Source organism: Arenibacter algicola, from assembly GCF_018860365.1.
Taxonomy (GTDB): domain Bacteria; phylum Bacteroidota; class Bacteroidia; order Flavobacteriales; family Flavobacteriaceae; genus Arenibacter; species Arenibacter algicola_B.
Genome location: NZ_JAHKPO010000013.1, coordinates 564,629 through 579,885, shown reverse-complemented (window position 1 = coordinate 579,885; position 15,257 = coordinate 564,629). Strand labels below are relative to the sequence as shown.

6 protein-coding genes are annotated in these 15,257 nt (G+C 40.4%); all 6 read right to left on the bottom strand.

Annotated features, from left to right (window positions below):
- Window positions 1–13 precede the first annotated feature (13 nt).
- On the bottom strand, window positions 14–1,576 hold the full coding sequence (locus tag KO529_RS11105) for a sulfatase family protein (RefSeq protein ID WP_215947929.1): 1,563 nt from the start codon (window positions 1,574–1,576) through the stop codon (window positions 14–16).
- Between the two features lie 140 nt (window positions 1,577–1,716).
- Window positions 1,717–4,242: an alkaline phosphatase D family protein gene (locus KO529_RS11100; RefSeq protein ID WP_215947928.1), complete on the bottom strand. Its 2,526-nt coding sequence runs from the start codon at window positions 4,240–4,242 to the stop codon at window positions 1,717–1,719.
- 13 nt (window positions 4,243–4,255) lie between these two features.
- Window positions 4,256–5,926, bottom strand: coding sequence for a RagB/SusD family nutrient uptake outer membrane protein (locus KO529_RS11095; protein ID WP_215947927.1), 1,671 nt, complete (start codon window positions 5,924–5,926; stop codon window positions 4,256–4,258).
- A 4-nt stretch (window positions 5,927–5,930) separates the two neighbouring features.
- Window positions 5,931–8,999, bottom strand: coding sequence for a SusC/RagA family TonB-linked outer membrane protein (locus tag KO529_RS11090; RefSeq protein ID WP_215947926.1), 3,069 nt, complete (start codon window positions 8,997–8,999; stop codon window positions 5,931–5,933).
- Window positions 9,000–9,414: 415 nt separating this feature from the next.
- Window positions 9,415–13,533: a hybrid sensor histidine kinase/response regulator transcription factor gene (locus KO529_RS11085; protein ID WP_215947925.1), complete on the bottom strand. Its 4,119-nt coding sequence runs from the start codon at window positions 13,531–13,533 to the stop codon at window positions 9,415–9,417.
- Window positions 13,534–13,720: 187 nt separating this feature from the next.
- A complete protein-coding gene (locus tag KO529_RS11080; protein WP_215947924.1) occupies window positions 13,721–15,253 on the bottom strand; it encodes a sulfatase family protein in 1,533 nt (510 codons plus the stop codon).
- Window positions 15,254–15,257: the final 4 nt, after the last annotated feature.

Here is a 15,257-nt window from a genome sequence, read left to right as displayed (position 1 = left end):
TAATTGGAATACCTTATTTGAGCTCCAATTCTTGGATGCCCTCCTTTGAATTGCCTCTAATTTTTTCAAAGTCCGCAATTAATTCCTTAAGTTTTTCAGGATTGGATTTCGCCAAATTTTCTCTTTGACTTGGATCTTTTTCCAGGTCGAACAGTTGATAGTCCTCTGCATTGCCCAACTCAATGTTTACCATTTTGTTAATTGGTGCACCCTTATAAGGTGGTATCATAGCCCAATTACTTTTTCTAAAGGCGGTTCTTGAAGTTGCTTCCAATACCAACTCTTCCCTTCCGTCCTTGGATTTACCCATAAATGCATCCAAAAGATTTTCACTATCCTCACCTATCTTATCACTTCCAACCAATGTAGCCATGGAGGTAAGCAAGTCTAACTGACATACCAAGGCGTCAGATTTACTAGGAGTTATGGTGCCTTTCCAATAGGTGATAAATGGCACTCTAGTACCCGCATCGTACAAACTATACTTACCTCCCCTTAAAACTCCAGAAGGGGTATGATCACCTAATTTTTCTTCGGAGTCATCATAATAACCATCGTTGACTACTGGGCCGTTATCACTTGAGAAAACGATTAACGTATTTTCAAGTATGCCTTCCTCCTTCAAGGTTTTCATAAACTCACCTATCATCCAATCGGCCTCTAAAATAACATCCCCTCTTGGACCCATTCCTGATTTTCCTGCAAAACGCGGGTGCGGAGTTCTGGGTACATGTGGCTGTTGTAAAGCATAATAAAGAAAGAAAGGTTTGTTTTTATGCTCTTTTACATATTGTTGGGCTTTGGCCAGAAAATGGTCTGCCATATCAACATCACTCCATTTGGCGGCCTCCCCACCTTTCATAAATCCAATTCTCGGTACACCGTTAACAATACTGTTGTTATGACCATGATGCCATTTCATGGTAGTTAATTCTGGATTTTTCAAGCCTGTTGGCTCACCTTCAAAATTATTGTCATAGCTCACTTCTATGGGATCATTGGGATCTAATCCATCTACGTGACCGTCGGCAATATACACTGTTGGCACCCTATCCTGGGTTGCTGCAAGAATATAGGAATAATCAAAACCAACTTCATTGGGACCAGGTGACACCCTTCCATTCCAATTCACATTTCCGCTACCAAGTCCCAAATGCCATTTACCAACAATACCAGTGGCATAACCTTCCCCTTTCAACATTCTGGGCACAGTCATTTGAGCCGTATCAATTATCAAAGGAGCAGTTCCCGGCAATATTTTGGCATCTTTGTTGCGCCAGGGATACCTACCGGTTAAAATTGCATACCTACTGGGTGTACATGTAGCAGAAGAGGCATAACCGTTGGTAAACTGTACTCCGCCATTGGCCAAAGCATCCATATTAGGAGTGCTGATCTCCGTAGCACCATAGGCACTCATATCACCATAACCCAAATCGTCCATGTAAATAAATACAATATTGGGCTTTTTGCCATTATCATCGGTAGTCACCACTTTCTCTTCCTTAGATTTACATCCTATCAAAAGCAGGACAACCAATACGGTCTGGATTAAATTCCTTTTAATAATTCTCATTTTTTCAATTTTTTCAATTTCTTGTGAATTCGGGCTTAGCAGAGAGAAAGATACGACTCGTCTTTTTCTATTTCCCAATACTTTTCAATAATATTACTAGAGTATCATTGGTAAAGCGGGTGGTTAAAGTTCTAGCTTTCTCAGATTTCAATAAATTCTTTTGGGTCTGTGCTAATCTCAATTCCCTTTATTATCTTCTCCTCGTCACCTTCTCCTATGATCAATGTATACTTTGCCAAATCATATACGGCAGGAACAAATTCCATTCCTTTGACCCTTAAAGTTTTTACCATTTCATTTGTCTCCTCATTAACAATCTTTATTACCTGATCGGCTTTCTTGAGCTGTAATCTCGGCAAGTAGCCCCACGCCCTTCTACCATCGTTATCAGATTGGCTTATGGTCAGTGGCCATCCAGGATAGGTATTTTCTTTGGAATCCACATCAAGGTTTGCCAAAAACCGAATTGCTTCCATTTTTATAGTCCTAGCTCCGGTATCAAAAGTAATTATCCCAAAACCAGATGCTTTTTTCTGTGCCTTCAAATACCTGTTTTTCTCTAGGTCAAAATCATCTGTCGGATTCCCAACGGCATAGATATAATTAGTATTTCCAAATCCATCCCGATAGCTACCAGTATTGGGCAAGCCATGTGCTGGTCTATCCGTAAAAGGTACATTGACAGAGTCCGGCTGTCCCCATCTCGGATAGCCTGTGGAAATTGCCGGTGTACAGAACGTCCAACCGCCATCTCTCACTTCATCTACGCTGTATTGTACCATAAAGGGCAAATGTTGATCTCCGTTGATATGAAAAACAGAAGCTTTTCTAATAGTCCGTATTACCTCATCCCGTTTGGATTTGGGCCAACCTCCTGAATCCAAGTCCCCAAATAAAAATTCCTTTTTAGGACCATGATGGGTGCCTACGTTGGAAAATAGGGTCTGACTTAACAATACTTTCATATCCGCTCCTTGCCAATCACCGACCCAGCCATTCAAAAACTCCATTTGACGATTTCCAATGAAATCCAGGTCATTTGAATCAAGTTCTTCCGGTTTAGCAGGTGTAGTAAGGTGATCTATCCTACCTTCTCCACTTCTCAGCATTTCCGGACCGGACTTAAATAACCTGTCACTTACAATAGCGAAACTAACCTTGCCATAAACCATTTGGGTATACCAATTGATTATCCCTGAAGGCAAGGGTGATGAATCATAGGCATTCGGCAGGTGACCGCATTGTGTTCGGAAAACCACATTTACCATTTTAGGAGTCTGAACAAGTCCGCCATGGGCATCCTTTACTTTTTCCCATGCTTCGAAAGAAATGCCTTCACCTCCTTCTCCCCAAAGGTTACCTTGATAAACATCGTGGTCATCGGGTGTGCAAATAGTAGGCCTGTCGCGCATTATATTTCCAAAAGCCCAACCGAACATATACCATTTTCCTAAATAGTTAAGTATGGCACTATCTTCAGGCTGTCTTTTTATAGGATATCCTCCATTTCCCTCGTACAACTGATCACCGGAAAAATAAAGCATATCAGGGTTGGATTTTTCAAGGTTCTCTACCAAGGGACGATATGGGTATCCCGCCCATTCCTGACAGGTTAATCCCCCAAATCGCAGTGGCCGGCCATTGGGTTCTTGTCTTATCGTTCCTTTATAATATTGCTTTTCCTTGTCTATGGAATAGACCAAACGGTAAGGTACGACTTGGGTTGAGTCCCAATTCACAATTGTAAAAATACTAGTAAATGATACAGCATCTATTTCCCTTTTTTCTACCGTGGCCCATTTACCATTTTTAAAAAATTGAAGCTCCACCTTTTGTGAATCCCTGTTGCCTACTGGAGGAAGTTGTACAGTTAATTTAAGTTTTCCTTTAGAAAGCGTGTACATGGTCCATAGGATAGGTCCAAAACTATTATCTGGAACATGTGCAACCTTTGTGCCCTCAAGGGCAATTGACCTAGACCAAAAGGTACTCCCCTCTTTCTCCTGGAGGTTCTGTTCCAAAGCCACCAGACCTTCAATTTCTCCGGCATGACTATAGCTTAATTCCGCTTTTCGATCCTCCTTATCCACGACGATCAAGTTACATTCGTAATCTCCATTTTTTGGAGACACCCTCAATTCCAAAGTAAAATCGCTAAAATCAAAATTTTCCGGAAGCTTAGCTTCTTTGTCGGCTACAAACAATTTGTCTTCCAAGGAAATACCTGTAGATAATCCTTCACCAAAATAACAGGCCGCCTTTACACTTTGGGGATCAGTAGTATCTTTTATCCCAATTGTAAAACCTACACTGCCTTTATTATCATTATTCTTTAAAAGACCTAATCTACTTTTAAGGCGAAAATTTCCAACATCCTTTTTAACCACATAGGTCAGTAGATGTAGACGGGCATTTCTCATAGTCCCTTTAAACTCCAGCCTTTTATTTCTAATTCCCCAGTCCTCCATAGGAACACTCCAGAAATTTTTTCCGATCCAGACCCTATCGTTCAGGTTTTCAAAATTAAAGTCAATAGGTTTTACAGCACTATCGTTTACTGCTTTATCCAACACCTCACTTTGAGCGAATATATTAGTAAATGGGTTGGCAATTATTGGAATTGCCAACCCTACTTTTTGAATAAAATTTCTTCTCTTTAAAACCATTTATGTAACAGGATTAATTTCCTAATTTAGGATTTACGTTGACCTCCGATTCTGGAATGGGCCATACATCATCCACTCCCTCACGAAAATTTTTGCTGGTAACAAACCATCTAGACTGTGGGTCTATTTTTTTGGATGTTGTTGGGTAAAGGGTTGAATTTGGGAAAGGAGCTCCCCATAAATCCCCTACCAAAACCTCGTCGCCGATTCCCCATCTAAAGATATCCCATAATCTTTGACCTTCCAAGGCCAACTCTATCCTTCTTTCATTTCTTAAAATAGGCCTTAGAGCAGCGGCATTGGTTTCTGTTATAGGCGGTAATCCTACAGAGGCCCTACCCCTAACAGCATTTATAGTTTCATCCAATAATTGTTGTGTAATGGCATTTCCCGCCTCCAATTCAGCTTCCAAATAGCTCAATAATACTTCGGCGTATCTAATGATTGGAATATTACCTCCATAATCGGACCTTAGATTACCGCTGAAAGATTCATCAAAGAATTTTCTTAATCCATATCCTGTTCTTGTGGCTTGCTTGGAATAGGTCAATTGATCTACCGACCCAGTGGAATCCGGATTACAATCATAGGTCCTGCCTGCAAATGTTGCTCCATCCCAAATTAAATTGTACCTAAACCTTGGATCTCTGTTTGCTCCCATATCGCTATAGTCAAATCTAGGATCATCATAGGACAAAGGAGTTCCATCATCAAAACCATAAGCATCCGCCAAACTTCCCAATGGGTTTACAATATGCCAACCTGAGGCAACTGCTGGATAAGCATGTTGGGGAAGTGCATTACCTGCCTGACCACCAAAATATTGGGCACTAAAAATATTCTCACTGCTATTCTCATTGGAAGGAATAAAAAGTGAGCTATAATCTGGATCGATAATATTATCGCCCATATCAATGATCTGTTTGTATACTACGGAAGCTTCAGGAAATTTCTTCTCCCCAAGATACAATCTGCCTAAAAAAGCCAATGCTGCTTGTTTACTGGCCCTACCAGATTCTCCAGCTTTTAATTCACCGAATGTTGGAAGTGAAGCGACTGCAGCCTTAAGTTCATTATCTACAAAGGCTACCAATTCTGTTTTAGTGGCTTTATCCACATTGTTGGCCTCATCGGGTGTTAAGGTAGCCGTTACTAAAGGAGCACTGCCCCAAAACTGTGAAAGATAAAAATACTGAGTGGCCCTTAAAAACTGCACTTCAGCCTTCATTCTATCTATTTTGGCCTGTTCCATGTCCACTTTATCTATATTCTCTAAGAAATCGTTGCAGATCGCGATACGTTTATAAGAACCTTGCCAATACCCATTAACAACATTGTTATCGGGTAGCAAGGTACCATTTGTCAATCGGTTCTGTGTAGAGTTATCACCTCTACGGTCATAGGCGTTATCTGTGGCAAATTCCATAAACACAATACCACAATAGGTCCACCAATCTGAAGGAACCACTTGAGTCCCGTATTCAACTGCCCCTCTATAAGCACCCGTAAGAGCTATGTTGGCGTTGGACTCCGACGTCCAGAAATTATCCGCCGCAAAAGCATTGCTGGGAAATTGCTCCAATTCCTTATCGCAGGAAACTAATGTTCCAAGGGAAATGACCCCTAGGAGAAGAAAACCTAGGACCCTTGATTTAGATGAATCTTTGTTATATAATTTAATCATGATCTTAAAATTTTAGATTTATACCAAAAGTGTAGGTAGTAAGTATTGGATAGTATGCTCCAGATGAAATTATTTCGGGATCCCACCCTTGCCTATACGAATTAAACGAATGCAAGTTCTCTGCTCCCAAATAACATCTTAAATTATCTATTCCTAGAACTTCATTGACAGCGTCAGGAAAATTATAACCCAGCTGAATATTTTTAATACGCAAATAACCTGCATTGATGACCCAAAAATCAGAAGTATTTGTATTGGCAGAACCACTGTTAGTTAAAACTTCCAACCTTGGATATTCGGGATAACGCACAGGATTGTTGGGGTCGAACCTACCGTCCATTTGCCAACGTTGAATATTCCCAAGGTTAAAGAAGGCATATCCGGCGTAATTGTCAAGTTGACCTTTTACCCCTGCTGTTCCCTGTAGCAATACGGACAGATCGAAATTTTTGTAGTTAAACCCAAGATTGGTCCCAAAGGTATATTTAGGTATCCTGCTTCCCAAATAGGTCCGGTCGTAAGTAGGATCCACTATGCCATCTGGCACCCCATCTGGGCCACTGATATCCTTATATCTAAAATCCCCAGCTTGAGCGGTTGGGTTTACGGCTGACATATCTGGATAGCTAGCAACTTCCCCATCATTTAAAAACACTCCATCGGCCTTATAACCGTAGTACATCTGCATAGGATAGCCAACAAATAAGTCGGAACCATTACCCACAAAACCATTGGGCTGCTCTACGTTACCAAGTCCCAAGGTAATAACCTCATTATTAATGATAGAAAAATTAGCATTGATGGAATAACCAAAATCTCCAGCTTTGCCACGATGGCCCAAATCAAATTCCCATCCTGTATTTGTTACTTCACCAGTATTGGTCTCACTGATGCCCACACCCAAAACTGAGGAGACACTTGCCGACGGCTTAAAAAGTACATCTGTAGTATTTCTATTGAAATAAGTGGCGTTTAGTGTCAATTTACCGTCAAAAAAACCGGTTTCGATTCCTATATCCGTTGTTTCCGTAGATTCCCATTTAATATTCGCATCCTTATAGTTGGCATAGGCCGCCCCCGTAGCAAGACCACCACCCAAGGAATAATCCCTCCCTGAGGCCAAAACCGTTTGATAAGGGTAATTCCCTATATTCTGGTTTCCTAATATACCCCAAGAGGCCTTTATTTTTAAGTTGGATATCCAGGACACCTCTTGCATAAACGATTCCTGTGAAACACGCCATCCCACGGCCGCAGAGGGAAAAAATGCGTACTTATTGCTTTCCGGAAAACGCGATGAACCGTCATAACGCATAGTAGCCTCAAAAAGATACCTTTCATTAAAGCTATATTTCAGACGAGAAAAGAAAGATTGTAGGGCCCACTCCGTATCATAACCGCCCGACTGTTGGTTCTCTGCACTACCTAGGTCCAATACGGTATAATCGTTACTCGCAAAATCTTGCCGGTATCCGTTAAAAAGTGACAATTCTTCATTTTCAAAGGAATATCCCGCCAATAAACTAAAATCATGCACCCCAAACTCCTTGGAATACTCGCCAGTAAACTGCATGGTCTTGAAAATAGTTTTGTTGCTCTGTTGATTTAGATACGATTGCCCTAAAAACACATCTTCGTTCAATCTTTGGGATGCCAAATAGGAGCGTTCCTCATAAAGAGAAAAATTATAGCCCCCTATAGCTGAAAAAACAAGGTCCTCTGTAGGCTTCCAGTCCAGTTTTAAATTTACCCCGACCCTTGTTGTAGGATTGTTCAAATAGGATTTCGAATCCAACCAAGCAACTGGAGTTCCACCGCTTTCCGGTCCTATCCCATAATTGCCTTGGGAATCCCGACCTAGGAAAGTTGCTGGATAACGCACCGAATTCTGGACAAGCTGATCTAGAAACCCTCCTCCTTTATTTGCAGTAGCCTGAGGCTCCTTCCGTTCTTCCAAGGCACCAAAAATTCTGCTGTTAAGTTCAAATTTATCCCCCAACTTATTATTAAGGTTCATACGAAAGTTATAGCGGCTAAAGCTATTTTTGGGCACAATCCCCTGCTGGTCCAAAATACCTGCAGATACATAGTACTTGTTGTTTTCATCACCACCATTTACAGTAAGGGTGTGGGAGGTCTGTATCCCATTTCTAGAAAACAGATCTTCCAAAAATCTTGTATTCGGATAATTGTCAGGATCGTTTTGGGCCCTGAATTTCTCAATATCATCCGTACTAAAACTATTACTTCCCGAGGCTATATTGTACATTTCCGCATACTCCCAAGAGTTAGCGAATTCAGGAAGCTCTGTAGCCTCATTAACGCCAATATAACTGTTATAGCTAACCGAGAATTTCTTGTTACTCCCACTTTTAGTGGTAATCAATATTACCCCATTGGCAGATCTGGCTCCATAAATTGCTGCGGAAGAAGCATCTTTAAGCACAGATATAGACTCAATATCATCTGGGCTTATGTCATTCATGGTCCCCGCTATCCCATCGATCAAAACAAGGGCATTAGGGGTAGCACCGAAGGAACCAACGCCCCTAACGCTAATGTCCCCTCCACTTTGTCCAGGTCTTCCCGACCTTTGGATTACCGTAACGCCTGGCATCTGTCCAGTAATTGCTTGAGATGCTTGTGTTACAGGTCTATTTTCCAAATCCTTGGAGGAAACTTGTGATATGGAGCCAATTACGTTTACTTTCTTCTGAGTACCATACCCTACGACAACCACTTCATCCAAGCCTGCAGCACTTTCCTCTAAGGTAATACTTAGACTTGTTTGCCCATCAAGAGGAACTTCAATCGTGGAAAATCCAATATAGGAAACCACAAGTGAGGCATTGACGTCTGCCACCTCAATAGAAAAATTGCCATCAAAATCGGCCGTTACTCCATTCATGGTTCCTTTTTCCACAATGTTGGCCCCAGGCAAGGGTGTCCCGGTATTGTCCGCAACGGTTCCCGTCACTTGCGTTTGGGCATGTATTTGTTGCATCCCCACAATCATAAGAAACACTCCAAATAGGAGGCATTTCCCTAGAATCTCAATCAATGTTTTCTTCATAATTTTTGGTTTAAGTTATATTAGTTTAAGTTGATGCCACTTATTAATCCTGCCATAATTGCAGAAGTAGCAACCTATTGGCCAATGATCAAAAGCAAGTGGTTTTCAGCAAACACAGGGAATTAATTATGCTCCATACAAAATGATTACTGGCAATAATATATTTCCACATTTGCTTGCTGCGAAGTAAAAAAAACATTGGGGTAAACTTGTACTTGACAGTTTAGTTTTTGTCCTCCTGAGTCCAAAAGTGCTGCTAACAAGAGCGTTAGAGACCTGCAAACCCTGAAATTACCTAAAACGACATCGCAATTTTTTTCATTATTAAACCGTAGGTAGCGATAATGAAATTTTAATATATCCCCTTTGAGTATCGGGATAATATCTTTGACGTGAACCTTACACCCAATGAATGCTATTGGTGTTGCGCCCCAGATTTAGCAGCATATTTACTAGGAGTGGTATGATAGTGATCTTTAAAGAGTTTGCTGAAATGGGTTCTACTTTTAAATCCTGTCATCACAAAAACCTCATTTACATTCAGTTTATTTTCAACAAGTAATTCGGCCGCTTTGTTGAGTCTATAAATTTTAAGCAGTTCAAAAGGCGTCTTATCGGTCAATGCCTTTACCTTTTGATAGAAGTGTGTACGGCTCAGATACAGTTTACGCGCAATCCCATCCATATCCAAGTCCTGGTTATCCAAATTATCTGCCAGTAAATGATACAACTTCTCCAGGAAGGCATTGTCGTTTCTATTATTAGCGTTTCGCTCCTTTGTAAGGGGAATTCCAATCCGAAAACGCTCTCTGAGTTGTTTCCTGTTTTCAAGTAAGGCCTCTACCCGTGTAACCAAATGGCGCACCTCAAATGGCTTGCTAATATAAGCATCGGCACCGTCACGTATGCCCTGTAAATGGTCCTCAACATTTGTCAGTGCTGTAAGCAGGATAACTGGTATGTGACTGGTCTTCATATCCGATTTAATACGCTTACATAGTTCCAACCCATTCATTTCTGGCATCTGCACATCACTGATGACTAGATCTGGCCATTCTTCTTCCATAGCATCCAAACATTGTTTTCCGTTGGTAAAAGCTTTTACAACAAAGAATTTTGAAAGGGTATCTGCAACGTAGTTTCTCATGTCAGAGTCATCCTCCGCGTAAAACAAAAGCCTGTCAGAAAAATTACCGGTCAACTTTATTCTCGAGATATCTATTTTTTCAAAAACCTGTGGTAAAGGTATATGCTCAGTTTCTGCGGACAAAAAGGCTTTCTCCCTATCTTCCTGATCAGCCAACGATTCTGGTTTTACTATTGGCAATCGAACGCGGATAGTTGTTCCCAGATCAAGTTCACTAGTGGCATTAATTTCACCGTAGTGCATTTCCACTAATCTTTTGGAGAAAGCCAGACCAATGCCAGAGCCTGAGACATGTCCATTTTTCATGTTCTCTGACCTATAGAATCTTTCAAAGATATGTGGAAGGTCTTTTTGGTCTATACCTTTCCCTGTATCGGAGACCATAATAAAAAGGTCTTTATCTTCGGTCCTAAACTCAATTTTAATAGTATCCTGCGCCTTGGTAAATTTAAAGGCATTATTTAATAGGTTATTGAATATTTTTTCAAGTTTATCCCGATCTGCGGAAACCATAACTTGCGAGTCTTCGCCGATGACCTCTAGTTCCTTGGTGTCATTAGTGGCTAAAAATTTAAAGTCAACGATCAATTCCTTTATAAAGTCATCAAAATAAAATCGGGAATATTCCATCTTCAACAGATTGGCATCCGCCCGTTCAAAATCATGGACTTGATCTATCAATTCTGCTATTTTCTTGGATTGTCTTTCTACAACCTGTAATTCCTCCTGAACATCCTTGTTATTTATAAATCGACCTGCCAAAATTCGTATGGGACTATTAATTAAGGTTAGGGGTGTTTTTAACTCATGGGAAATATTGGCGAAAAACCGAAGTTTGGCCATATTCACCTCCTTTTCAGTATCTTTTTCAATCTGTTCTATTTGAATATTGTGCTTCAATTCCTGCATTTTCAACACAGAATATAAAATTAGATATAGAATGACCAAGACCCCTAAAACGTATATCACATAGGCAGTAATGGTCTTCCAAAACGGTGGACTTATAACGATTTTTAAAGATATTGGCTGAGTCCATTCCCCTAAGGAATTGGAGGCCGCCACCTTAAGCTCATAGCTTCCAGATTGAAGACCTGTATAGTTTAAAAGTCTCTGGCTAGATGGATTTACGATCCAATCTTTTTCTACGGGAAGTAATTTGTGCCGAACATAGTGATTTTCCGGGGAAGAATAATGTAGGGAGTTAAGTTCCACCGAAAACACATTCTCATCGTGTTTAAGTACAAGTTTTTTCTCTTCAGACAAAGCCCGCTCTAATAATATCCGCCCGTTAACGGTATCCATAGGGTGGATGGTCCTATTTAAAATCTTTAGGCTCCCCAATTCCAATTTTGGCAATGCTTCGCTATCCGGAATTTCAGAAGGATCAAAATACAAAAAGCCATCCAATCCAGAAAACAGCAGTTGCCCGTTGCCCAACCTGCTACTGGCGTACCAAAAGTCTTCAAACGGCAATCCGTCCTGTTTCCTGAACATTCTAAATTGCTCCTTCTGAATATCAAATTTATTTAAGCCAACATTGGTAGCTACCCACAGGTTTTGCTTATTGTCGAAAAGTAAACTCTTTACGACATTATTGGACATCCCTTGATTTTCTGAGAAAGATATGAATTCCGGTTCTTGGTGCCCGTTGATTACCTTACACAACCCACCGCCTTCAGTACCTATCCATAATTGCCCATTTGGCAATCGCAAAATAGCCGAAACAAAATTGCTGGTAATGGAATTTGGTTTACTCAAATCGCTGCGGAATTGATCAATTTTAAAATCCTTTAATGGCTTGCTTCCTTCCATTGTTAGCCGAACCAATCCGTCCGTGGCGGTACCCAACCAAACAAAATCATAACGGGGGTCAGCGTAGACATTGCGCACCAAGGAAAGGGGGTTGTCCTTAAAAGCCGGATGATCATTTAGGGCTTCAATATTGGTGATATCACCTTTTTCATTCACTGTAATTTTATAGGCACCATCAGAACATCCAAACCAAATATTACCTTCCTTATCTTCTATGATCTTGTATGGCGAGGTATTATTAAAACTACCCAAGAATTTGTTATTTATTGGTTCAAGGAATTTTTTATCTGCCCTATACCTAAAATAACCTTCGTCCCCAATTTTTAACCAGAGGTAGTTTCTCGAATCTTTAAAAACCACCGATATTTGTGATTGTTCTTTAACGGAAACAGGGAACGTAAGTGGTTCATATTTCTCCGTTTTGGTATTGTACAGAACCAATCCCCCCCGATTTAATGTCATGTAAATCCTATCATGATCCAAGGCAGAAACCAGTAAACTGTGATTTCTATTTACTCCAAAACTATTGCCGGTTTTGTCCTTTACTATTTTAAAAGGCTTCGGACTTAAATCAAATCTGTAAAGTCCATTGTTAAAGGTAGCCGCCCATACCTCCTTATCCTTGATTGTGGCAAAACAACTAATTCGCAGAAATCCAGTTTCACCTTTATAAATAATACGTTGAAATTTGTTCTCCTTCCTAAAGGTGTCGATATTATCTATTAGAATAACCCCATCGTTCATGGTCCCTAACCATAGATTTCCCAGTTGATCTATCATGGCAGCATTAAACTTTTCGGTCTCAAAGTGTTCGGATAATTTACGAAAAGAATAACCTCTGTTTGCTCGTTTAAAATCTATGAGGGCAACTCCTTTATCCAAACAAACCAATAAGGAACTATCACCTGTTCTGATGATGTCACTGCTAAAATGTATTTGCTCCTCCAAAATATTTTGAAACAGGCCTGTTGCCAAATCAAAGCCGAAAATACCTTCTGAAGTTGCATATACATAATATCCCTGCCCCAAGGAAATAGATTGGTAAAATTCCAAATCAGAACCATTAGTTGGCAAGTACTTTTTATTCAAAGTGTAGTCTTCATTAAAGGTCAAAATACCTTCTCTTTCCGTAGCGCAAATAATCAACCCCTTACCTTCATCGATCAATATATCCCTAACTATCGGCCCCTTGGAAGTTCCATTGGAAAAGCGATTGGAATATACTTCACTAAATTGTTGTGAGGAGTAATCATAAAGGGAAATTCCCTCATCCGTTCCGATCCAAATATTGCCCTTGGAATCTTCCTTAAGGACCCGCACGCGGTTACTGACCAAGATATTGTTTCCTATCCTATTTTTAAAAGTCTCTAATTCGTAACCGTTATACCTATTGATGCCATCGTAAGTTCCAAACCAAAAGTAACCTCTGGAATCCTCTAATATATCGGTTACGCCATTGTGTGCCAATCCTTCTGAAATGGAGAGCTTTTGGGCATATTCCATTTCCCTTTCCTGTGCACAAAGTGGCCAAAAGGAAATTATAAGACAAAATGAAATAAATATATTTTTGGACATGTATTAATTTCAATGAGAAGGAGTTTTTCCTCTCGTCAATATAAAAAATAAAAGCAGGGTAAAATACGAAAAGTAGGCCAATCGATGATTATATGGGTACTGCAATAATCACACTTTTCAAATATACTTTCTCCAAAAGGCCTTGTGGCTGAAATTTTATATCATCTCTGATGTCAACACACTAATATTATAAACCTCCATTCTTTTCTCCCTCTCTAATTTCTAAAATAATCTTTTCCATTTCCTTTTTTGAGGGGCGCGGACGTCGCCTAAATGAATTTGCTTTACCTGTTTCCCTATCAAATTCATCCGGAGTCCTAAAAGCTGGCAAACTATCTTGGGTAAGTCGTCTAATTTTTTTCATTTCTGAACGCAAAGCCTCCAAACTTTCCTGATAATTGGCGTTTCCCGCCAAATTATTGAGTTCGTAAGGATCCTTGACCATATCATACAACTCTTCGTTTGGACGTGGAATAATAAAGCAGGCCAATTGTGCTTCAGTGAGATCCCTATTTTCCTTCATTTTGAGCATATCGGTAAATGTTCCGCTGACAAAGGCATCCGCCGAAGGTGTATTTGGAAGGTCCGGATAAAAATTACGTATGTATTTTAACTTTTTTGTTCTTATGGCCCTTGTGTAATCCTCATAGTCGTGCCAATGATCTTCAGCATAGACCACATCCCTTATTTTTGCTTCCGGATTGGTCAACAAATCAGAAAAATCCTGTCCTTCAAAAGAGGGAAGGCTTTCCAGCCCAGCCAACTTTAAAAATGTGGGAGCAATGTCTACAGTACTTACCAGGTTATCACAGACGGACTTAGGTTTTACTTTTTGGGGCCATTTTACTATCCATGGAGTTTTAATACCACCGTCGTAAAGGGTTGTTTTGTCTCTTGGAAAAGGCCTCCCATTATCGCTAATAAAAAGAATCAAAGTATTCTCGGAAATACCTTGTCTATCCAATTCGGCTACCACCTTACCTACATAATCATCCAACCTTAAGATTTCATTGTAGTAGTACACAAAGTCCTTTCGTACATTTTCAGTATCCGGCATATATGGAGGTACAATTACATCTTCGTTGGTCTGTGGATGCTCCACAATTTTATCAGTGTATGGGCGGTGTGGATCTACAGCCGCCAACCAAAGAAAAAAAGGCTTGTCCTTTGGCCTTAACTGCAGCACGGGAACCCAATTTTCACAACCACTGCCATCACCTTTTTGTACGGCCTTAGTACCATCAGGCGCCAATTGAAAACCAGAGGTACCTACATCATAAACCTCATCGAATCTATCCTTGATGGCGTCCCCCATATGCCACTTACCGGCCTGGGCTGTCCAATAACCAGAGGCTTTGAGCTTCTCCACGAAAGTAATCTTATCCGGGGTCAGGGGCCAATGTAATTGTTCTGCATTGGTATTATGGGGATAAAGTCCGGTAATGATACTTGTCCTACTAGGACTGCATGAACTCGCCGTAAGATAGGCCTGATCAAAACGCATTCCATCCTCAGCGAGTTTATCAATATTTGGGGTACGTATGTTTGGATGCCCATAGGCCCCGCTATCGTCCCAAGCCATATCGTCAGCAATGATCAATACAATATTTGGGCGCTCCCCTACTTCATTTTTAGCTTCTTTTTTTGAGGAACAGGAAAATGTAAATATTGATAATAGAAGGATTAAAAAGTTAGTTGATTTTGGTTTACGGTTGGTCATAATA